The organism is Sinorhizobium arboris LMG 14919, assembly GCF_000427465.1.
In the GTDB taxonomy this organism is placed as follows: domain Bacteria; phylum Pseudomonadota; class Alphaproteobacteria; order Rhizobiales; family Rhizobiaceae; genus Sinorhizobium; species Sinorhizobium arboris.
The window spans coordinates 360,462-381,677 of the sequence record NZ_ATYB01000009.1; the positions used below are offsets into that span (position 1 = coordinate 360,462).

Sequence of the window (21,216 nt, forward strand, 5' to 3'; positions counted from 1 at the left end):
ATCAATAGCCCATCAGGAACGGATCAAAACCCGCCCGCCTGTATTCCGTATCCTTCATCAACAGGTCGAGCCCGAGGCTCGCAACATCGTCGGCGACGGCCTCAAGCGAAGCGTTCCTGTTCTGGTAGAGGATCTTCACCCAACTGTTGCAGGTGTCGCAGACCTCCGCCTTGACCGTCGCCTCTTCGCCTCCCGTCTCAACCGCCCGATAGCCGACGCCCTTGGTCGAGCCGCAGGCGAGACATTTGACCCGAACCTCATTCCACATCGTGGCACAGCAGGAACATGAGGCATAGCGGGCGCCTTCCGCTCCGTGAAAGCCGACCACCATGGATGCGACCGGCCTGCCCCCGCAGGCAGGACAGACCCCGACCCGGACAGGCACGAGCCTGCTTCCATCGAGACCGGCAGCGAGGCGGACCGCTTGTACCTGCATTGCGGCAGCAACGTAGAGGTGGTGAGCGAGGTTCTCGACCGGCAGCTCGTCGGACATGACATTGCCGATCATCCAGGTCAGTATTTCCTCATCCGCCGCCCGGAGCTGTGCTAGCGCCTCTGCGGCGGCAGCCGGCTTTTCGAGGCCGTCCGCCTTCTCGAGAAACTGCTGCAACACCTGACGGCAATCCGGCGACGAGGCCATCGCTGCGCGATCGATAGGCGGCATGGCATTCGCACGCGCGCGCTCGACCTGATCGGCAGGTATGGGCTCCAGCGGCGGCATTGCGGATACAAGCTCGTTCTGTATCCGCGTGATCCCCGCAAGGAAATTGAGGTAGGGCGCGAGGTGATTGTCCTCGGCAAGTGCCTCGAAGCGATTTGCGCGATCCGTGAAGAGGCGAGCCAATTTAGGCACCAAGACGAACGGTGCCTTGGGAACGCCGCCGATCACCGAGGGATCGGGCTGTACAGGGGATACGGACATTAGACCTCGCGGACCGACCGGCCACAGCTTCTTTTCGGTTATTCTGCAGGATCGATCCGGCCGCGTCCAGCCAGTTCCCTGAGCCACTTGCGGTGATGCCGCCAGGCCCACCCGCCGGTGACCGAACCCCGCGTCATCGCACGGAACGTCCCGCGGGTCCAAAACGCCGCGTAGACGTGGATGATGAAGACACAGATGATCAGCACCGCCGCCACGGCATGTGCAAGGAGCGCAAAGCGCTTCGTCTCTATCGACGTATAGCTATAGAAATATTGATCCCAGATGATGACGCCGGTTACGATCAGCGCGATGATGAGCAAGGCCATCGCCCAGAAGATTACCTTCTGCCCGGCATTGTATTTGCCCATTTCCGGCAACCGATCCTCGTGTCCGCCAACGACATCGCGAATCCCCGTGAACCAGCTCTTATCCGCTCTGGTGAAGAGGTTGGCCTTCCAAAGCTGGAAGAAGAAGACGTAGAAGCTGAAGAAAAGTACGACGCCGATCCATGGGTGCAGCATGCGCGTGCTCTGCCCGCCACCGAACAGACCGGTGAGGAAGAACAGCGACGGATGGAACATCGCAAGTCCGGAAAGCGCCAGCAATATCAGGCTGCAGGCCGTGATCCAGTGATTGATGCGCTTGCCTGGCCCATAGCGGTCGACCGTGACTGGCGGTCCGCGATGAATGGCGTCTTCCGGCTCGAAATCGCTGGCCTTTGTCATCAGGCGTCCTCCCTGCGGCCTCCGGCGCTATCGACGAGCCTTTCCGCGTTCTCTTCGTCTTCTGGCTGTACACGATTGGCCCGCCCGAAGACGCCATGGAGAATTGCTCCGGCGGCAAAAAGACCCATCGCGGCGAGGCCTGTGTATTTGGTCACACCTTTCCACGCCTGCACCACGGCGGAAATCTTCGGATCGTCCGGCAGATCGGAGTAGATGTGCGGCTTATCGTTGTGATGCAGCACATACATCACATGCGTGCCGCCAACCCCTGGCGGGTCGTAGAGGCCCGCATTCGTGTAACCGCGGGACTTGAGATCGGCAATGCGGTGTTCCGCATGCTTCTTCATGTCCTCCTTCGTGCCGAACACGATCGCCTGGGTCGGGCAGGCCTTGGCGCAGGCCGGACCCTGGCCGACTGCGACCCGATCGGAACAGAGGGTACATTTGTAGGCGCGGTGATCCACTTTCGAGATACGCGGAATGTTGAAGGGACAGCCCTTTATGCAATAGCCGCAGCCGATACAGTTCTCGTGGACGAAATCCACGATGCCGTTCGAATACTGGACGATCGCGCCCGGCGCCGGACAGGCTTTGAGGCAACCCGGATCGGCGCAATGCATGCAGCCATCCTTGCGGATGAGCCATTCGAGATTGTCGGTTTCGGGATTGATCCACTCGGTAAAGCGCATGAGCGTGAACATGTCCTCGGTGAGGTCATGGGGGTTGGTATAATACCCCACATTCTCGCCGATTCCGGGATGCGTATCGTTCCACTCGACGCAGGCGGACTGGCAAGCCTTGCAGCCGATGCACTTTGACACGTCGATCAGCTTGGCGACGGGCGTGAGCTGCCGTTCCGGCGGCGGCAGGTCGGTGGTCGCGGAGCGGCGCACGAGATCGCGCTCGGTGAGATTGCTTTCCATCGGCTGAACCGGCGGATTGCTGACAGCGGTGCGAGGACTGTCCATCATACCGTAGCCTCCTCGGGTGCCGTCGATGGTTCGATATTGACCAGGAATGCCTTGTATTCCGGCGTCTCGATATTGGCGTCACCGACGAAAGGCGCGAGTGAGTTGGGGCCAAGGCCCTTTTTCGCTGAGCCGGTGAAGCCCCAGTGAAGCGGGATGCCCACCACGTGGACCGGTTTGCCGTCACACGTCAGCGGCCGGATGCGCTTGGTCACCACCGCCTTTGCTTTCACCGAACCGCGCTTCGACCACACCCGGACCCAGCCGCCATTCTCGATATTCTTCTCCTGGGCCAGTTCCTCGGAGATCTCGACGAAGAATTCCGGCTGAAGCGCGGAATTCACGCGGTTATGCTTCGTCCAGTAGTGGAAGTGTTCCGTCAGCCGGTAGGAAGTAGCCGCGTAGGGGAACTCGTCCGAAAGCCCCATCTGCGCCACATCCGTCTGGAAGACGCGGCTGACCGGGTTGCCCCGCATCTTCGGGTTGAAGACGTTGGCGACGGGGGATTCGAACGGTTCCATATGCGCCGGGAAGGGTCCGTCCCGCATCAATCCGCGCGAGAACAGCCGTGCAGTCCCCTCCTGATTCATGATGAACGGACCGATTTCGTCCGGCTTGGCCGTAGGCGCAATGTCGGGAATATCGTAACCCGTCCACTTCGAGCCGTCCCACTCGAGCAGCTTGCGCGAGGGATCCCACGGCCGGCCCTGCAAATCGGCCGACGCACGATTGTAGAGCGTGCGGCGGTTAAGCGGCCAGGCGAATGTCCAGCCGGGATAAGCACCCGTGTCGTCCGGATCGTGGTTGTCGCGGCGGGCCATGTTATTGCCCTGCTCGTTGAAGTTGCCGGAATAGATCCAGCAGCCGCACATGGTCGAACCGTCGTCCCTGAGTTGCGAAAAGTTCAAGATCTGCTTGCCGGCCGAAACCTGTAGCTTCGTCGGGTCGGCGGGATCCATGAGGTTCGTCAGCGCCCGGCCGTTGATTTCCTTCGCCAGCTCCTCCGGCGTCGGCTCGTTCGGATCGGCATAATCCCATGACAGGTTCAGGATCGGATCGGGGAACGCACCCCCCTCCGTGCGGTACAATTCCCTTATCCTGAGGAATATCTGCGCGACGATGTAGGTGTCGTGCTTTGCTTCTCCGGGAGGCGTTCCGCCCGCCCAATGCCACTGCAGCCACCGGCCCGAATTGGTCAGCGACCCTTCATCTTCCGCAAAGCAGGTTGAAGGCAGCTGGAAGACCTCGGTCTGGATGGAGGCTGTATCGACCGGATTGAAGTCGCCATGGTTTTCCCAGAACCGTGCCGTCTCCGTTTCGAGCGGGTCCACGGTGACGAGCCACTTGAGCTTCGACAGAGCCTTGGTGTTCTTCTCCCGGTTGGGGAAGGCCAGAAGTGGATTGAAGCCCTGACAGATGTAGCCATTGACCTTGCCGGCATACATCAGCTCGAACATGCGAAGCACATCATAGGCGGGCACGTCGAGCTTGGACAGGTAGTTGAACGCCCAGTCGTTGTCGGCACGGGCGGCGTCGCCCCACATGGCCTTCTGGAAGGAGACCATGAACTTTTTGTAGTTCTGCCAATAACTTGTCTGTCCTGGGCGCAAGGGTTTGAACTGGCGCGTCGACATGTAGGTCGTGAAGTCCACGTCCTTTTCCGTCGGCATCGTCAGATAACCCGTGAGCAGGTGCGACATCAGGCCGAGATCGGTCAATCCCTGAATGTTGGAGTGGCCGCGAAGCGCGTTCATGCCGCCGCCCCTCACTCCGATATTGCCGAGGATGAGCTGCAGCATGGCCATGGCACGGATGTTTTGCGAACCGCTGGAATGCTGGGTCCAGCCGAGCGCGTACATCGACGTCATCGTCTTCGTCGGAGACGAGCATTCCGAGATCATCTCGGCCACCTTGAGGAACTTGTCCTTCGGCGTGCCGCAGATCCTCTCAACCATTTCCGGGGTATACGGGGCCAGATGCTCCTTCAGCAGGTTCCAGACACAACGCGGATGCTGGAGCGTCGGATCGGTCACGACGAAGCCGTCGTCGCCAAGGGCATAGTCCCATGTCGACTTGTCATAGTCGCGCTTTTCCGCGTCGTAGCCAGTGAATAGGCCGTCCTCGTAGCCGAAGCCGTCCTTGACGAGGTAGGAGGCGTTGGTGAACGCCTTCAGGTATTCCCACTGCACCTTGTCGTTATCGATGCAGTACTTCATCACCCCACTGAGGAAGGCGATGTCGGTGCCCTGGCGGATCGGAGCGTAGTAATCGGACACCGATGCGGTGCGGGTATAGCGCGGATCGACCACGATCAGCTTCGCTCCCCGAGTTGCCTTCGCCTCGGTTACCCATTTGAAGCCGCAGGGATGCGCTTCTGCCGCATTGCCGCCCATGACGACGACCAGATCGGTATTTTTGATGTCGGTCCAGGAGTTTGTCATCGCTCCACGGCCAAATGTTGGGCCCAAACTGGACACCGTAGGGCCGTGTCAGACGCGCGCCTGATTATCGAAACCGACTATTCCGAGACTCTTGGCGAATTTGAAGGTCGCCCAAGCCGTTTCATTGGTGGTCGCGGATGCCGCGAGCATGCCAACCGTCGTCCAGCGATTGACCGGAACGCCTGAGGCATTCGCCGCCACGAGATTGGCATCGCGGTCATCCTTCATCAACCGTGCGATACGGTCGAAGGCCTCTTCCCAGGAGATGCGCTCGAACTTGTCGGAGCCCGGCTTGCGGTGCATCGGATATTGAAGGCGGGTCGGAGACTTCACGAAGTCCTTGAGCGCCGCCCCCTTGGGACAGAGCGTACCGCGGTTGGTCGGATGATCCGCGTCGCCTTCGATATGTATGATATCGGCAGTCTCACCTTTACGGAGGTCGCCCTTCGAATAGATGATGACGCCACAGGCGACGGAACAGTAGGGACAGGTGTTGCGCGTTTCGGTGGTTGCGGTCAGCTTGGCAGGCCGGACATGCGCGGCTACCGCCGCCTCAGCCTCAGCAAACCCCATCGCACCGAGGGACGTTGCAGCAACCCCTGCTCCGGCCAGCTTCAAAAAGCTGCGCCTTGAGAGGTCTACATTCATCTGAACAGCCTCCATCTCGTCTCTCCGGCAATCGAGTCTATGCCTCGATGCCGGCAAGTCAAGGAGCGTTGATGCCGACAGGGAGAGCCGTCGCAACAGGGGCAGAAGCTCCGGGAAGAGGACGGCGCGCTTGGCGCACCCATGCCGCGCCGTTGTCGGGAATGTTCCCCGCGGGGAACATTCAAGAACACCTTGAACATCATGAGCCGGAGACTGAAACCCTGAGTCCGACGTGGCGGAAGTTATTGCGCGTATAACTTCCTCTAGGCAGATTAAGTCTTTTTCCGCCAAAGACTTAGCGCGGCAGCCAAAATGCAGAGAACGCGCCGCCGGTCGGCATTTTGGGCTGCTTCTTCAATCCGCCAGCTCCCGTAGAATGTATTTTTTCCGGCGCCAATGCAATGGCGGACCTGTGGATTCTCGGAGCTTGCGGAGCCCGGGTCGCGCGGCGCGTTTTATCAGACATCCCACGCTTTGATCTGCGGCATGTCCTTGCCCCTTCATCGGCTGCGATCGAAGGACACACGCAGCAGCGCAACCATGGTCCATTGTCGCAGCCGACGCTGCCGCCGGAAATGATGCTCCGCTCGCCTGTTCAGATCCGCCGAGCGGCGCGCAGGTTTTGTCGTTGGTCTCGCTCGCTGATCCGCTTGGAGCGAGTGGTCCTCGTTCTGGATAGATTGCAACCCCTCACGGCAGCCACTGCGGGCCTGCGTCCAGCCGCATACCTCATCACCCCAGAGCCCCTCCCCTCCCCCGCAGGACGGACTGGTCTCGACGCAGCCGTTCGCAACCACGATGACTCCAAGGGTCGGTTTGACGGCGCCCACGGGAGGTCTCCGTAAAGCAAAAGCCCGGGCGGCTCTCGTTCCCTCTGCGTTGTCGAGATCGCCCTCGCATGTTCCCCGCGGGGAACTGGACAAGAATGCCGTTCGGACGCTCCTGGTATCCGGAGAGAGTGGACACGCTGCAGTCTGATCTCCGCCTCCCGAGATGCCCGAGACCTCCCCGGCTTTCCGCCGCGAACTGTGTTCCCCGCGGGGAACACAGCCACCGCACGGGCTTTTGCGAAGACGAAAGAGCTTCGGCCCAGTTGACGCCGAACCTGCAGGGAGGGCGTCTCGGGACGGCTGATTGTCAATGGAGGCGGCAATAAGGAGGGAGCGGCCTCGCACGGGACGGTCCGGCCGATTTCTACGGCGCGAGCAAGTCCGGTTTTCTCCGATACGCGGAAATGCTCCGGACATTCGTTTTGCCTCAGTTCCGGCGAGGCCCGCGCGTCGACAGTTACCGGCGTTTCTCCCAGCCGCTGTGATCGCACCCATGGCGCCACGTTCGTCATGCCGAAAGGTTCCCCATGGGAACGCTTGGCGGACTGTCGTCAGTGTCGGCGACAAGCGCGGGACGGAAACCGTGCACGGGAAAAGGCCCTGCCGCGCTGCCAAGCTGCAGAACATTTCACACGCGCAGCGCACCGCGGCCCCGGTCTCGCGTGTCAACCCGGCATGAAACTCCCCGCGCATCTCGCTATTCGCCGCGCAAGAAAAGTTCCCCGCGGGGAACCGTCTGGTCCTGGCGCCGCTCGTCGCGATCACCGGGTCGGGGCAGGGGAGGCCGTAGATGCGAGCAGCAACCGTGCCGAGGTCTCGTCATAGACGCACCATGCCGCGTTGTCGCGTGGTCGGACGAACGACGCAGCCTGCGTCGCCTTAAGGAACCCCGCGGGGGGGCTTTTCCAAATCGCCATGGCCCGTCACCGAGACGGCCAAGGGAGATTCGGCACCAGCCGTTTCCCGGGCTCGGCTGCTGCGCCCCGAACGGTCGCGCCGGCGACATCTCACCCCGAGATCCGCGCAGGAGCCTCGCGAACTGGCCTGTTTAACGCTTCCTGCTCACATCAATGCGTCGTCCACAACGCGCATTGATGGGCACAGCCGAATCGGAGTACGTCTTAGTTGCGGAGATTTTTCGAATTTGCGTGTTTTCGAGTAGTTACGTGGCGATTAGCACACGGTTAACCACTTCACTGCTTAAGTGACGGAAAACGATCACCAGGGATTCTTTCGATGACGCGACACCTAAGCAGCCTCGCTTTCATGGAAAACTTTTCCAGTAAGCTTGAAATGGCGCTCAACAACTTGAGCATGGCACAGTTCCCTCCGGACGCGCGCCGCACGATGCGAAAGTTTACCTCCACCGAAGTTGCCGCGCTGCTGGGCGTAACCGAGGCTTATATCCGCCAGGTTGCCGCCAAGGAACAAGGCCCCGAACCCGAAATCGCCAATGGTCGGCGCCTCTACACGCTCGAACAGGTTCTCGAACTGCGCATGGCGCTTGCGGAAAACGGCCGGAAGAAATGGATGAATCCCCGCCGGACAGGCGGCGAGCAATGCCAGATCGTTGCCGTCACCAACTTCAAAGGCGGCTCCAGCAAGACCTCCACGACAATCCACCTCGGCCACTATCTGGCACTCAGGGGTTATCGCGTACTAGCGGTCGACCTCGACCCGCAAGCATCGCTTACCGCTCTTCATGGCAGCCTGCCGGAATTCGATTACCGCGGCGGCGATACACTTTTCTCAGCCATTCGCTTCGACGATCCCGTCCCGACGAAATCCATCATCCACAAGACCCACATCGTTGGTTTCGACGTCATCTGCGCCGGCCTCGAACTGACCGAGTTCGAGACGGCTGTCGCTCTTGAGATGCGGCGGTCGGCCGGAACGGGCTTCCTGCTTCGCGTTTCTCAGGCCCTGGAGCAGGTTGCCGACGATTATGACTTCATCCTCATGGACTCGGCTCCATCGCTGAACTTCCTTACGCTCTCGTCCCTGACGGCGGCGACCGGCGTCATCATCCCGGTTCCGGCACATATGCTGGATGTGGACTCGACGGCAAAATTCCTCGAATTGGCCGGGTCCTACATGCAGATCCTGAATGAGGTGGGCACGGCAGCCCAATGGGACTTCGCCAAGTTCCTGATCACAAAATTCGAGCCCAATGATCATCCGCAAGCCAACATGTCTGCGCTGATGAGACAGGTGTTCGGTGAGGATCTGCTCCTCAACTCTGTCATCAAATCGACGGCAGTGGCCGATGCGCTGACTTGGAAGCAGAGCCTCTATGAGGTTCAGAGGTCCCGCTTCTCGGCACCGAAAACCTACGACCGGGCCATCGAGTCGATCAACGCCGCCAATGCTGAACTCGAAGGCCTCTTCTGGAAGGCATGGGGGAGAGAATGAGCCGCAAGGATTCCAAGGGCCTTTTTGCCAATGTCCTCGGGCAGTTGGAGAATTCTGTCGAGAAGGGCGGGATGCAGCGCTCCACGTCGCCACATCTTCTCAAAGTCGCCGCCGGTGTCCGTCAGATGCAGGAACGCAGCGAACTTGCCGAACGCCTCCTCAAGGATGGTGGCCAGATCGTCGAAATCGATCCCGACGAGATCATGGAATCCGCCATTCGCGATCGCTTCGATTCCGGCTATAGCGACGCCAGCATCGCGGATCTGGTCGAGTCGATGCGCGAGCATGGACAGAGTACTCCCGGCTTGGTCCGCCCGGTCCGAGGGGCCGCAAAACCGTTTCAGATCGTATTCGGCCGCCGGCGTCTCGCTGCGGCCAAACTCCTCGGCATCAAGTTCAAGACGATCGCCCGGGAGCTGAGCGACGAAGATGCGATCGTTCTTCAAGGAGAAGAGAACAGCAACCGCAAAGATCTCTCCTTCATTGAACGATGCCTTTTTGCGCAATCGCAGGAGGCTGCCGGTTATCGTCGCGACGTGATCTGCAAGTCGCTGAGCACCGGCAGGTCGCATATATCCGAGATGATCCGCATTGCGGCAGCGTTGCCGCGCGAGATCCTGATGCAGATCGGTCCTGCCCCTGACATCGGACGGCGCAGATGGGTGGAATTCGAAATGCGCTGGGCGGCTCATAAGGAGCCTGAGAAGGTGGCACAGTCGGTTCTGGAGAGAGACCCGATACAAACCTCGTCCAGCGACGTTCGCTTCACCGCAGTTTTCGAAGCGATTGCGAAGGTCGACACCAAGCCCGCAGCGTCTTCCGCCACGACGGATCTGATTTCTCATGGCCTCGTGCTTGGCCAGATCCAACGCGGCAAGTCGGCTTCGAAGCTGACGTTCAACAGATCTGTGCCGTCAGGATTTGTCGACTTTATTGCAGGTCAGATCGAAAGCCTGCACGACCAGTTCATGCAAAAGCAGAATTCGAAACAAGGAGACTAACCCGCAAAAGAAAAAGGCCCCCAACGAACAAGCCGTGGAAGCCTTCCTCAGATTTGTAGCAAGATCGAGAATCGCATTTCCACGAATCGCAGTCAAGAGTCCTTGGCACCGTTTTTGGTGAGCTGCTTTCTTTTGCCTTATCGAAGGTGAAGGAAATGGAGAGTGGAAATGTGACGACGCCCTTTGGGCGGCGGTCGATGACGCTTGCCATGTTGGCAGGACAGTTCATCTCCCGCGACATCGAACCTGGAAAGACAGTCGACAAGTGGAAATTGTTCCGCTCGCTTTGTGCAGCCAAACGCCGTCTGGGCATCAGCGACCGTACGCTGGCTGTTCTGAACGCGCTGTTGAGCTTCTATCCGGAAAACACGCTTAGCGAAGAGACCGGTCTGGTCGTCTTTCCTTCGAACGTCCAGTTGTCATTGAGAGCCCACGGCATGGCGGAGGCGACGCTCAGAAGGCACCTGGCCGCACTCGTCGATGCAGGGCTTGTCGCCCGAAAGGACAGTCCGAACGGCAAGCGTTATGCTCGCAAGACTCGTGATGGAGCGATCGGCACAGCGTTCGGTTTCTCGCTGGCGCCGCTCCTGGCTCGCTCGGGCGAGATAGAGCGCTTTGCTGCAGAGGCCGAAGCCGACCGGCTCGAACTGCAAAGGCTGCGCGAACGGCTGACGCTCTGCCGCAGAGACATTACCAAGCTCATCGACGTGGTGGCCGAAGAAAAACTCCCGGACGATTGGGCGGCTATGCAGGAGCATTTCCAAAACCTCGTCCGGGCTATCCCGAGGGTCCCCGGCATCGACGATCTCGCTCCTTTGGTGGAGGCGCTCGAGAACCTGCGCGAACAGGTGACTAACCGTTTGCAAATGCGCATAAAACATCAAAATCTGAGCGGCAATCCCGATCAAACTGAGCGGCACATACAGGAATCAAAACCTGATTCTATTATTGAATTTGAAGGCAGCCCACGGAATGAGCCGTCGGAAGGACTGAGGATCGAACCGGTATGCGAGGCAAAAACGATCTTCACGCTCGCAACGGTGCTGAAGGCCTGCCCGGAAATCGTAAACTACGCTCCTGACGGTACGGTGAGAGGTTGGCGCGATCTGATGATCGCTGCAGTTACGGTACGATCCATGCTTGGCGTTTATCCCTCGGCCTACCAGGATGCCTGCCAGGCCATGGGGCCGGAAAACGCCGCGGTTGCCATAGCCTGCATTCTGGAGAGGGCAGGGCATATCAACTCTGCGGGCGGGTATCTGCGCGACCTGACCGCCAAGGCGCGGCAAGGGAAATTCTCGCTCCGCCCGATGCTGATGGCGTTGCTGCGGGCGAATGGCTTCGATAGGCGGGGGGTGTTGTGATCCCGGCCGCCTAAGGGAGCAACGCCGCGGAAAACACAACCGGCACGACCATATTGCCGACCCGCGGGTTCCGAGCGACTCCACTCAGCAAAATCGCCAGCGGCAACCCGTCAGCGTCGGAACGTGCTCCAATTCGTCGGTAGCCTTACTTGGAAAGCAGTGCCGGCATCCTTGGCTGCCTTCCAGTGAGATGCCTACATCCGGGTACAATTTCCACGGTTTCGCAAACATGCCGGATACGTCGTCCAGGCACAAAACACGTCGTCAAATGTCGCGATCATGCGGCGCAACGAACGGAGTGTCTGATGACAACGCAGGAAAAGGTTCTCTACACCGGCAAAACTCATACGACCGGCGGCCGCGAAGGGTTCGCCCGCAGCGCCGATGGTCAACTGGACGTCAGGCTTTCGCCGCCCGGTAGCGGTAAAGCCGGGACCAATCCAGAGCAGCTCTTCGGCGCCGGCTGGTCGGCCTGTTTTATCGGTGCACTCGGTCTTGCCGCGGCGAAGCATAAGTTGTCACTCCCGGCCGAAACGGCAGTCGATGCGGAAGTCGATCTCGCCAAATCGGATGGCGGCTTTTTCCTTCGAGCCCGGCTTGCCGTCAGCCTGCCCGGCATCGGCGCAGACCTTGCGCGATCGCTCATCGCCGAAGCGCATCAGACCTGCCCCTATTCAAAGGCAACGCGGGGCAACATCGAGGTCGAACTGACGCTCGCCTGACCGAGTTCGTGATCCAGGGAGGTTTAGATGAAGCGTTCTATGGTAGGAATACTGACATTCGCCGTTGTTGCAAAGCCTTGCGTCTACGACATATTTTCGGCGGAACCGTCGGCGCTGGCCGGGCTCCTCGCGGCTTCTGTGCTGCCACTTTGACCGAGGAATGCCGCCACTCGATGAGGGATCGGCTGCGAGACCAGCGGATCCCTCACGTTCAGGCTTCCTTCCTGCGATCGGTTGGGTTCGAACCTCGTGGCAGCCTGGAAAATTGCCCAGCGGCTTTCGAACAGGCGAAGACTTTCGGCGGTATCCGGATTTTCGGAAAGGCAGAGACGGACACGATTATTCGCGCCTTCCAGCAAATCGATGAGCACCTGGCAAATCTCCACGGCAGATCCCGGCACGACCAGGCCGGCGGCCTGAGCCGAAATGATCGCCTGCACGACGGGCTCCAGTGCAGCACTCGACCATGCCGCCAACCTTTCCCGCAGTGGCAGCGAAAACACGGCCTCGGCGGTAACTGATATATAGAAAGCGGAATAATCCCGGTCCGTACCGAAGCGGAAATACCTGAAAGCGATATCGCGCAACGCTGCGAGAGGTGCATCACCTTGTCCTGGTGCGCCGGCAAGTATTTCGCGGAAGCGGACGAGGTCACGTTCGACCACGGCCTCCAGAAGCGCCTGCCTGTTTGGATATCTCCGATAAAGCGTGTGTTTCGAGATTCCGAGCTCGGCGGCAATCTCTTCCATGGAAGTGTTCGCAACCCCCTTGCGGGCGAAGGTCGAGCGGGCGCTATCCAGAAGACGGCGGGTCAGAGCCTCGGTCTCTTCCCGGGTGGGACGTCCGCCGCCACGTCTGCGATCTATGTTCATGGATGACCGACAACGTCCAATGGGCGGGACCGACAACGCCATTGTCCGCACCGCCGATTACTGATAACGGCACGGTACTGTGCTGTTATTAACAATGCAACAGGTTCGCCATGCCCTCCATCACTCTCTCCGCACTTTCCTGGACGAAGCCCGACGGGGAGCATGTCTTGACCGATCTCGACCTGGCGTTTGGCCCGGAGCGGACGGGGCTGGTTGGAAGAAATGGCATAGGAAAAACGAGCGTGCTCAACATTCTTGCCGGTACATTGAGGCCTTCCTCCGGCACGGTTGCCATTCAGGGACGTGTCGCACTGGCGCGGCAGATACTTCGGCCCGGCGCCGATGAAACCATCGCCGATGTCTTCGGTGCGACGCAGGCGCTTGCGGTGTTGCGGCGCGCCGAAAAAGGCGAGGCGAGTCTTGAAGAACTCGAGGATGCGGACTGGACGGTGGAAGAGCGCATAATGTCCGCTCTTGTCCGGCTTGGACTGCAGGCGAGGGCGGATACGCTCCTGATGCAGCTTTCCGGCGGCCAGCGCACGCGGGCGGTGCTCGCGGCGGCAATTTTCTCCGAGCCGGACTTTCTCCTTCTCGACGAGCCGACCAACAATCTGGATCGTGACGGCAGACGGGCGGTTATCGATCTTCTTTCCGGCTGGCGCAGCGGGGCAATAGTCGTTAGCCACGATCGTGAACTGCTCGAAGAAATGGACGCGATTATCGAACTGACCTCGCTCGGGACAAAGCGGTACGGAGGGGGCTGGAGTGCCTATCGGACGGCGAGGTTGGTTGAGCTGGAAGCTGCGCAACAAAGTCTTGCTCATGCACAGAAGACTGCCGACGAAATCGACCGCAAGGCACGTGCACTGGCAAAGCGGCAGGACAAGCGTGACGCCTCTGGTGCCCGAAAAGCGGCGAAGGGCGACATGCCGCGGATTCTAATGGGCCGGCGCAAGAGCAATGCGGAAGAAAGCCGGGGCAAGGGTGCGGAACTCGCGGAGCGACAGCGCGCAGGCGCGCTTGATGCCGTCACAGCGGCCAAGGCGCGGATCGAGGTGCTGCAGCCCTTTTCCATCCGTCTTCCGCGAACCGAGCTTTCCTTGGGCCGGCAAGTCCTCGCATTTGACGGAGTCACGGCGGGCTACGATCCCGCCCATCCGGTCATTCGGGATCTATCCTTCTCGCTCGTCGGCCCGCGGCGCCTTTCGATCACCGGCCCCAACGGGTCGGGCAAGACGAGCCTTCTGAAGGTGGTCACCGGAGAATTGCCGCCCTTCGAAGGAACCGTTACCGTAAATGTTCCCTTCTTCCTGCTGGACCAGAGCGTCAGTATTCTGGAGCGCGGCGAGACGATCCTCGATAACTTCAAGCGGCTCAATCCCGGTGCTGGCGACAACGCCTGCCGGGCGGCGTTGGCCAGCTTTCGCTTCCGCGCGGATGCGGCCTTGCAAACGGTGGAAACATTAAGCTGCGGGCAGGTGCTGCGCGCCGGCCTTGCCTGCGCACTCGGCGGTTCCGATCCCCCCTCGCTGCTCATTCTCGACGAGCCGACCAACCATCTGGACATCGACTCCATCGAGGCGGTTGAAGCTGGGCTGCTCGCCTATGACGGCGCACTCGTCGTCGTCAGCCACGACGAGTCATTCCTTGCCAACATCGCGATAGGCACGCGTCTGGAGCTTTCGACCTGCAGCGGCTGACGCCGATCCCTCGGCGTTACCGATTCTCTTCAGAGGTATTCCGCCCGGTTGGGCGATCATGGCTGCGGTGGTGCCTGCGTCGGTTGCCGCGTCGAGATGCAGTTCATGATTTGCTCCTCACGGGATCAAAAGCAGTTTGCCGGTGGTTACACGGCTTGCCATCGCGGCATGGGCGCCGGCGGCGTCGGCAAGAGGATAGGTATCGCCGATCGTCACCGTGATCGATCCGTCCCCGATCCAGTCGAAAAGCTGCTTGGTGCGATCGAGAAGAAGTTCGCGCGTGTGGATGTGGTCCATGAACGTCGCGTAGCCGATCTTGATGCTCTTCGGCAGGCTCATGATATCGAGCGGTCCGGGCCCGCCAAGCACTGGTCCATACCAGCAGAAGGTGCCGGACCGGCGTAGCGCTTCGACCGACCCGTTGAAGGTCTTGGGACCGGAACCATCGTAAACGACATTCACGCCCTCACCGCCAGTCAGGCGCAGGACTTCGCCGGCAAACTGTCCCTCGGTATCGACGATGACGTGCTCGGCGCCGGCCTTTCTGGAGATCGCGACCTTGTCTTCGGAAGAGACGCGTCCGATTACTCGGCCGCCCCTTAGCCTGATAATCTGTGTCAACAGCAGGCCTACCCCGCCGGCCGCCGCATGAACAAGGGCGATGTCGCCCGGCTGCACGGGATAGAAGTCCGTCGCGAAGTGACTGGCGGTGAGCCCCTGCATCATCGCGGATGCGGCCGTTCGGTCGTCCACGGTATCGGGAATTTTCACGAGGGAGGCTGCCGGTATCAACTGGCGCTGAGCATAACTTCCGGGAACATAGACCCAGGCGACGCGATCGCCGACTTCAAACTCGCCCGCTCCGTCGCCGACGCCGAGCACGCGACCAGCGCCCTCGACACCCAGAATTTTCGGGTTGGGGATGTCGGTCCAGGCCATACCTTGGCGCACGCCGATGTCCATGAAGTTCACGCCGGCCGCGGCGACCTCGACCACGACATGTCCCGGCCCTGCGACGGGCTCAGGGCGATCGACGAACTCCATCACGTCGGTACCGCCGACATCTTTCATCACAACGGCTTTCATGCATATATCCTTTTATTGACTGATCATTCCAAAAAAGAGCAAGGTTTTCTGCCTGCTAGATGACCGCGCGAAGCGCCAACCGGCTGAGAGACTGCAGATGTTTCCGGTCGGCTCCCGCACGGGCGGCTATCCTGATACCGGCGATATTGGCAACGAGGAAATCGGCCACCGTCTCAGCGGGCAATGAAACGGCTAAATCACCTGCGGCCTGAGCTTCTCTGATGCGTTCGACCGCGACGTTCTTGAGCCTAAGATCGGCGGCGTGATGTATTGCCGTCAGGTCCGGCCGGCTTTGACCGAACTCGCAGATCGAGCTCACGCCGAGACAAGCTTGGTTCGCATTGTCCACGACGCGCTCCATCATCAACCGGATACCGTCCAGTGCACGCGGTTCGCCGCGCAACAAGGCGACATGAGCACTCGTCTCGCGCGCCGAATAGCGTTCCACCGCGAGGCAGTAGAGCTTCCACTTGTCACCGAAGGTGTCGTAGAGGCTCTGGCGGCCGATTTTCATCGCCCGTATCAGCATCTCCGTCGAGGTGCCCTCAAATCCATGCTCGCGAAACACAGCGATCGCCGCGTCCAACGCCTCGTCCCTGTCGAATTCCTTGATCCGTGCCATGGAACCTTATTTAGGAATTCTGGAACGATCTATCAAGAAACGGTTGCTCCGGTGGTTAATCGCTCGATATGGCCATTGGATCACGCCGACGCGCCGTGCTTCAAGCGGCGTTCCGTATCCATCCGCATGGCGAACGAACCTGATCCCATCGCGCGTCCTAGTGCTGAAGAGTGGTGCCCGCCGATCCCGGGCCCTCGATTTTTTCCGATACCGTCACGTGGCCACCAAATTGCGCGTCTTCGTCGACATGATCAGGGAACAAGCTGTTTGACCAATGGGGTAAAATTGCGCCAAATCATAGCAGCATGCATGCCGGTCCAAATTGTGCAGTTGAACCGGAACGGTTTACGGTGAGCTGACTTTTTGGCCGATCGCCCAATCGAGGAAGAGGAGATTACAATGGATCAGAAGAGCGATAGTGCGGGCAAGTGTCCCGTTGCACACACGTCGCCGAGAGGCAGGTCGAACCGCGACTGGTGGCCGGATCAGTTGGACGTCCAGGTTCTGCACCGGCATTCCGGCCTTTCCGATCCGCTGGGCAAGGCGTTCAATTACGCCGAAGAGTTCAGGAAGCTTGACCTCGATGCGCTGAAGAGAGACCTGCATGCGCTCATGACGGATTCGCAGGATTGGTGGCCGGCCGACTTCGGCCACTATGGCGGGCTGTTCATCCGCATGGCCTGGCACAGCGCCGGCACCTACCGCATCACCGACGGCCGTGGCGGCGCCGGCCAGGGCCAGCAGCGTTTCGCGCCGCTCAACAGCTGGCCGGACAACGCCAATCTCGACAAGGCCCGACGTTTGCTGTGGCCGATCAAGCAGAAATACGGCAACCGCATTTCCTGGGCGGACCTGTTGATCCTGACCGGCAATGTCGCGCTCGAATCCATGGGCTTCAAGACATTCGGTTTTGCCGGAGGCCGGGTCGATGTATGGGAACCCGAGGAACTGTTCTGGGGACCGGAAGGCACCTGGCTGGGCGACGAGCGCTACAGCGGCGAACGGCAACTGAGCGAGCCGCTTGCCGCCGTGCAGATGGGCCTCATCTACGTCAACCCGGAAGGCCCGAACGGCAATCCCGACCCTGTTGCTGCTGCCCACGATATCCGCGAGACCTTCGCGCGCATGGCTATGAACGACGAAGAGACTGTGGCGCTGATTGCCGGCGGCCACACCTTCGGCAAGACGCATGGCGCCGGCGATCCGTCGTTCATCGGTCCGGACCCGGAAGGCGGTGCGATCGAGGATCAGGGCCTTGGCTGGAAGAGCACCTTCGGCACGGGCGTCGGCAAGGACGCGATCACAGGCGGGCCGGAAGTAACCTGGTCGCAGACTCCGACCCGTTGGAGCAACTACTTCTTCGAAAACCTGTTCAACCACGAGTGGGAACTGACCAAGAGCCCCGCCGGCGCGCATCAATGGAAAGCGAAGAACGCGGAGGCTTCGATCCCGGATGCGTACGACGCCTCCAGGAAGCACGCTCCGACCATGCTGACCACCGACCTGTCGCTGCGCTTCGATCCGGTTTACGAGAAAATCTCGCGGCGGTTCCTTGAAAATCCGGACCAGTTCGCCGACGCCTTCGCCCGCGCCTGGTTCAAGCTGACCCACCGCGATATGGGGCCGAAGGTTCGCTATCTCGGCCCTGAAGTCCCGGCCGAAGACCTGATCTGGCAGGACGTGATCCCGGCTGTCGACCACAGGCTGGTCGACGAGACGGACATAGCCGGCCTCAAGGCCAAGATCCTCGCTTCCGGCCTGTCGCTGCAGGAACTCGTCTCGACGGCCTGGGCCTCCGCCTCAACCTTCCGCGGCTCCGACAAGCGCGGCGGCGCCAATGGTGCACGCATCCGCCTGGCGCCGCAAAAGGACTGGGAGGCCAACCAGCCGGCTCAACTCGCCAAGGTCCTTTCCGTCCTCGAAGACATACAGAGGGACTTCAACGCGGCCCAGACCGATGGCAAGAAGATCTCGCTTGCCGACCTGATCGTGCTTGCAGGTTGCGCCGGCGTGGAGAAGGCGGCAAAGGCCGGCGGCCACGACATTGCCGTGCCGTTCGTGCCGGGTCGCATGGATGCCTCGGAGGCACAGACCGACGCCGCATCCTTCGCCGCGCTGGAACCTCGTGCCGACGGTTTCCGCAATTATGTGAGCACCACCCGCCGGCAATTCATGAAGCCGGAAGAGGCTCTGCTGGACCGCGCCCAGCTGCTGACTCTGACCGCACCGGAAATGACCGTTCTCGTCGGCGGCTTGCGCGTGCTGAAGGCGGGCGAGCCCGAGCATGGCGTGTTCACGTCCCGTCCCGAGGCGCTGACGAACGATTTCTTCGTCAACCTGCTCGACATGGGTACGCAGTGGTTCCCCATTGAAGGCAAAGAAGGCGTATACGAAGGTCGCGACCGAAAGTCGGGCGCTGCCAGGTGGACCGGCACCCGGGTCGACCTGATCTTCGGCTCGCATTCGCAACTGCGCGCCATTGCCGAGGTCTATGCTCAGTCCGACGCCAGGGAGAAGTTCGTGAAGGACTTCGTTGCAGCCTGGACCAAGGTCATGAACGCCGATCGCTTCGATCTGGCGTGACTGGCAAGACCGGGACGTGGACTTGAGCCATGTCCCGGCCATTACCCGGGTGGTGTTGATAGTGGCAGCGTAGCCCTGTGAATAAGGCACGGCACGAAAACGGCAGCAGGGCCCGAGCCGAACGCGCCTTGCGCGAAACGCAAGATGGACTGCGTAGCGTTTCAGGGGAGCTGCAGCACGTCTGGATGCTGCAGCGGTGCATCCTTGATCCAGATCTCAGCGCCTTCTGGTCCGGTGATGGCTTTGAGCGCCTCTCCTGCAGGCAATCGGCCCCAACTCTGCGGCTCCAGTTGCTCGTCCCCGGCTACGAGGCCGCCGGAGAGGACGAGGAACTCGAGACCGCGGTGATTCTCGACGCTGACGGCTGAGCCCGGCAGCCAGCTTTCTATCGATACGCGTTCTGTCCCATCGTCGAACAGGACGCGCGCTGCCTCGACTCCCTCGCGCAACGGCGCTGATTCACCTTCTCCGGGGTGGCGAACAATTTGGGTGCCGTCGTCCTGGCGATATTGCCAGAGTCGCACAAAGATCGTGCAGCCATTCTTCGAGGCAGGTATATGCGAGGTGCCGGGCGGGTTGCGGAAATAGCTGCCCGCAGGATAGTCGCCGTGCTCGTCCTCGAACGTCCCCTCGAGCACGAGGATCTCCTCGCCGCCGCTATGGACGTGGCGTGGGAAGGCGCTGCCCGGCGCATAGCGCACGATCGAGGTCGCGCGCGCCACTTCGCCGCCGACACGGTAGAGCATGCGGCGATCCACCCCTGCGGCAGGGCTTGGAATCCAGTCGAGCTGAGCCGAGTGGACGATTACCGGTTTCGACAGATCTTCATTGATGCGCATCGGACTGGTCTCCCGTCATCACGACGATACGGACTTCGCGCCATCGGACCTCATTTTCAACTGCGATTCACTCCATTGGCATAGGTTTGATCATCGGTAGGCCGCGCCTCCATCATCTAGAGCTGCAGCATGCCAGGTCTCGCAACCTGCACGGCTCGATCAGCCCTGCAGCGCCGGGGGGATGTAGTCGCGGCCCATGTCGATCGAGGCAGGACGCCCGGCAAGGAAGAGCTCGCCGACGCGCGGCGCGGTTCTGGCGATGACCTTGCCTGCCTTGATGACGAACAACCGGTTCGGTTTCAGCCTCAACGCCTCGGTGACGTCCGCCGCCTGTAGCACCACGAGATCCGCCTTGCAGCCAATGTCGAGGCCGTAGCCTTCGAGCCCCATGGTCTTTGCCGAATTGACGGTGATCGCGTCGAAGATCTTGCACTTGTCCTCGACGCCGGCCATTTGCGCGACATGGATCGCCATATGGCCGACCTCCAGCATGTCGCCCGAGCCCATTGAGTACCAGGGGTCCATGACGCAGTCATGCCCGAAAGAGATATTGAGGCCGGCCGCCATCAGCTCCCGCACCCGCGTCATACCACGCCGCTTCGGATAGGTGTCGTGGCGGCCCTGCAGCATGATGTTGATCAGCGGATTGGGGATCACGTTGATCTCCGCCTCGGCCATCAGCGGGATGAGCTTCGAGACGTAGTAGTTGTCCATGGAATGCATCGAGGTGAGATGCGAACCAGCCACGCGCCCTTTGAGGCCGAAGCGCACCGTCTGGGCTGCCAGCGTCTCGATGTGGCGCGACATAGGGTCGTCGGTTTCGTCACAATGCATGTCGACCGGCAGGCCGCGGTCAGCGGCGATCCGGCACAGGGCTTCGACCGAGCGGGCGCCGTCTTCCATCGTCCGTTCGAAATGCGGAATCCCGCCAACGATGCCAACGCCCATGTCGAGCGCGCGCTCGAGGGAGGCGATGCCATCGGGCGCGCGGTAATAGCCGTCCTGCGGGAAGGCGACGAGCTGCAGCTCGATATAGGGAGCGACTTTCTCCTTGACCTCAAGCAGCGCTTCGGCCGTCACGAGTCGCGGATCGGAGGTGTCCACGTGGCTGCGAATGTAGAGAAGGCCTTGAGTCACGGCGAGGTCGCAATAGCGCAGGGCCCGATCGATGAGGGCCTCTTTCGTCAATAGGGGGCGCAACTCGCCCCAGAGCGCAATGCCTTCAAGCAGCGTGCCTGAGACGTTCATGCGTGGCAGACCGAGCGACAGCGTTGCATCCATATGGAAATGCGGATCGCAGAAGGGCGGGCTGACCAGCCGGCCGGTCGCGTCGATCTCTTCGCCGGGGGTCGCGGCAATGGATTTCTCGATGGCTGCGATCTTGCCGCTGACAAGGCCGATATCGAAGCCTTGGCGGCCGTCCGGCAGGTTCGCATTGCGGATGATGAGATCGAACATGGGTCAGTCCTTCGGGTGTTCGC

At 60.8% G+C, this 21,216-nt stretch carries 14 protein-coding genes and 1 pseudogene; 6 read left to right on the plus strand and 9 right to left on the minus strand.

The genetic code is table 11. The features are described from left to right. Window position 1: 1 nt before the first annotated feature. Genes fdhE through fdnG form a run of 4 tightly spaced genes read right to left on the minus strand, consistent with a single transcriptional unit; the run spans window position 2 to window position 5,704 of the window. A complete protein-coding gene (fdhE, locus tag SINAR_RS0109515) occupies window positions 2-922 on the minus strand; it encodes a formate dehydrogenase accessory protein FdhE (protein WP_027998884.1) in 921 nt (306 codons plus the stop codon). Window positions 923-960: 38 nt separating this feature from the next. Then, complete coding sequence (locus SINAR_RS0109520) at window positions 961-1,647, minus strand: formate dehydrogenase subunit gamma (RefSeq protein ID WP_027998885.1); 687 nt, start codon at window positions 1,645-1,647, stop codon at window positions 961-963. Next, window positions 1,647-2,618, minus strand: coding sequence for a formate dehydrogenase subunit beta (gene fdxH, locus SINAR_RS0109525; protein ID WP_027998886.1), 972 nt, complete (start codon window positions 2,616-2,618; stop codon window positions 1,647-1,649). The genes SINAR_RS0109520 and fdxH overlap by 1 nt, the downstream gene beginning before the upstream one ends. Next, window positions 2,615-5,704, minus strand: coding sequence for a formate dehydrogenase-N subunit alpha (gene fdnG, locus SINAR_RS0109530; RefSeq protein WP_167333595.1), 3,090 nt, complete (start codon window positions 5,702-5,704; stop codon window positions 2,615-2,617). Before fdnG ends, fdxH begins: the two co-directional genes overlap by 4 nt. A 2,066-nt stretch (window positions 5,705-7,770) precedes the next feature. Here fdnG and repA point away from each other — a divergent pair. The 4 genes from repA to SINAR_RS0109555 all read left to right on the plus strand — a co-directional run bounded on the left by repA (window position 7,771) and on the right by SINAR_RS0109555 (window position 12,033). Further along, window positions 7,771-8,946 carry a plasmid partitioning protein RepA gene (repA, locus tag SINAR_RS0109540; RefSeq protein WP_027998889.1) on the plus strand — a complete coding sequence of 392 codons (1,176 nt, stop codon included), beginning with the start codon at window positions 7,771-7,773 and terminating at the stop codon, window positions 8,944-8,946. Then, on the plus strand, window positions 8,943-9,947 hold the full coding sequence (gene repB, locus SINAR_RS0109545) for a plasmid partitioning protein RepB (RefSeq protein ID WP_027998890.1): 1,005 nt from the start codon (window positions 8,943-8,945) through the stop codon (window positions 9,945-9,947). The genes repA and repB overlap by 4 nt, the downstream gene beginning before the upstream one ends. Before the next feature lie 155 nt (window positions 9,948-10,102). Continuing rightward, on the plus strand, window positions 10,103-11,311 hold the full coding sequence (gene repC / locus SINAR_RS0109550; protein ID WP_027998891.1) for a plasmid replication protein RepC: 1,209 nt from the start codon (window positions 10,103-10,105) through the stop codon (window positions 11,309-11,311). A 305-nt stretch (window positions 11,312-11,616) separates the two neighbouring features. Continuing rightward, window positions 11,617-12,033, plus strand: a complete 417-nt coding sequence (locus tag SINAR_RS0109555; protein WP_027998892.1) for an organic hydroperoxide resistance protein — start codon at window positions 11,617-11,619, stop codon at window positions 12,031-12,033. Window positions 12,034-12,263: 230 nt separating this feature from the next. Here the strand turns inward: SINAR_RS0109555 and SINAR_RS01000000133300 are convergent. After that, window positions 12,264-12,947: pseudogene (locus tag SINAR_RS01000000133300) on the minus strand (TetR/AcrR family transcriptional regulator); the annotation flags it as partial. Between the two features lie 68 nt (window positions 12,948-13,015). Between SINAR_RS01000000133300 and SINAR_RS0109565 the strand changes: the two are divergent. Next, the gene (locus SINAR_RS0109565) at window positions 13,016-14,605 is read left to right on the plus strand and encodes an ABC-F family ATP-binding cassette domain-containing protein (RefSeq protein ID WP_027998893.1); all 1,590 of its coding nucleotides are present in this window, start codon (window positions 13,016-13,018) and stop codon (window positions 14,603-14,605) included. A 117-nt stretch (window positions 14,606-14,722) separates the two neighbouring features. Here SINAR_RS0109565 and SINAR_RS0109570 read toward each other — a convergent pair whose 3' ends face one another. Together SINAR_RS0109570 and SINAR_RS0109575 are read right to left on the minus strand one after the other, a co-directional pair. Beyond that, window positions 14,723-15,691, minus strand: coding sequence for a quinone oxidoreductase family protein (locus SINAR_RS0109570; protein WP_027998894.1), 969 nt, complete (start codon window positions 15,689-15,691; stop codon window positions 14,723-14,725). Window positions 15,692-15,746: 55 nt separating this feature from the next. Beyond that, a complete protein-coding gene (locus tag SINAR_RS0109575; protein ID WP_027998895.1) occupies window positions 15,747-16,313 on the minus strand; it encodes a TetR/AcrR family transcriptional regulator in 567 nt (188 codons plus the stop codon). A 399-nt stretch (window positions 16,314-16,712) separates the two neighbouring features. On the opposite strand from SINAR_RS0109575, the gene katG reads away from it, so the two are divergent. Continuing rightward, window positions 16,713-18,896 carry a catalase/peroxidase HPI gene (gene katG, locus SINAR_RS0109580; protein ID WP_027998896.1) on the plus strand — a complete coding sequence of 728 codons (2,184 nt, stop codon included), beginning with the start codon at window positions 16,713-16,715 and terminating at the stop codon, window positions 18,894-18,896. Between the two features lie 161 nt (window positions 18,897-19,057). Here the strand turns inward: katG and SINAR_RS0109585 are convergent, their stop codons facing one another. Together SINAR_RS0109585 and SINAR_RS0109590 are read right to left on the minus strand one after the other, a co-directional pair. Further along, a complete protein-coding gene (locus SINAR_RS0109585) occupies window positions 19,058-19,735 on the minus strand; it encodes a cupin domain-containing protein (RefSeq protein ID WP_027998897.1) in 678 nt (225 codons plus the stop codon). Window positions 19,736-19,894: 159 nt separating this feature from the next. Then, window positions 19,895-21,193 carry an amidohydrolase family protein gene (locus SINAR_RS0109590; protein ID WP_027998898.1) on the minus strand — a complete coding sequence of 433 codons (1,299 nt, stop codon included), beginning with the start codon at window positions 21,191-21,193 and terminating at the stop codon, window positions 19,895-19,897. Between the last annotated feature and the right edge of the window lie 23 nt (window positions 21,194-21,216).

Excerpts from the sequence above, each read along its gene's own strand:
- fdhE (WP_027998884.1), bottom strand. The coding sequence starts at position 922 with ATGTCCGTATCCCCTGTACAGCCCGATCCCTCGGTGATCGGCGGCGTT.
- SINAR_RS0109520 (WP_027998885.1), bottom strand. The coding sequence starts at position 1,647 with ATGACAAAGGCCAGCGATTTCGAGCCGGAAGACGCCATTCATCGCGGA.
- fdxH (WP_027998886.1), bottom strand. The coding sequence starts at position 2,618 with ATGATGGACAGTCCTCGCACCGCTGTCAGCAATCCGCCGGTTCAGCCG.
- repA (WP_027998889.1), top strand. The coding sequence starts at position 7,771 with ATGACGCGACACCTAAGCAGCCTCGCTTTCATGGAAAACTTTTCCAGT.
- repB (WP_027998890.1), top strand. The coding sequence starts at position 8,943 with ATGAGCCGCAAGGATTCCAAGGGCCTTTTTGCCAATGTCCTCGGGCAG.
- repC (WP_027998891.1), top strand. The coding sequence starts at position 10,103 with ATGGAGAGTGGAAATGTGACGACGCCCTTTGGGCGGCGGTCGATGACG.
- SINAR_RS0109555 (WP_027998892.1), top strand. The coding sequence starts at position 11,617 with ATGACAACGCAGGAAAAGGTTCTCTACACCGGCAAAACTCATACGACC.
- SINAR_RS0109565 (WP_027998893.1), top strand. The coding sequence starts at position 13,016 with ATGCCCTCCATCACTCTCTCCGCACTTTCCTGGACGAAGCCCGACGGG.
- SINAR_RS0109570 (WP_027998894.1), bottom strand. The coding sequence starts at position 15,691 with ATGAAAGCCGTTGTGATGAAAGATGTCGGCGGTACCGACGTGATGGAG.
- SINAR_RS0109575 (WP_027998895.1), bottom strand. The coding sequence starts at position 16,313 with ATGGCACGGATCAAGGAATTCGACAGGGACGAGGCGTTGGACGCGGCG.
- katG (WP_027998896.1), top strand. The coding sequence starts at position 16,713 with ATGGATCAGAAGAGCGATAGTGCGGGCAAGTGTCCCGTTGCACACACG.
- SINAR_RS0109585 (WP_027998897.1), bottom strand. The coding sequence starts at position 19,735 with ATGCGCATCAATGAAGATCTGTCGAAACCGGTAATCGTCCACTCGGCT.
- SINAR_RS0109590 (WP_027998898.1), bottom strand. The coding sequence starts at position 21,193 with ATGTTCGATCTCATCATCCGCAATGCGAACCTGCCGGACGGCCGCCAA.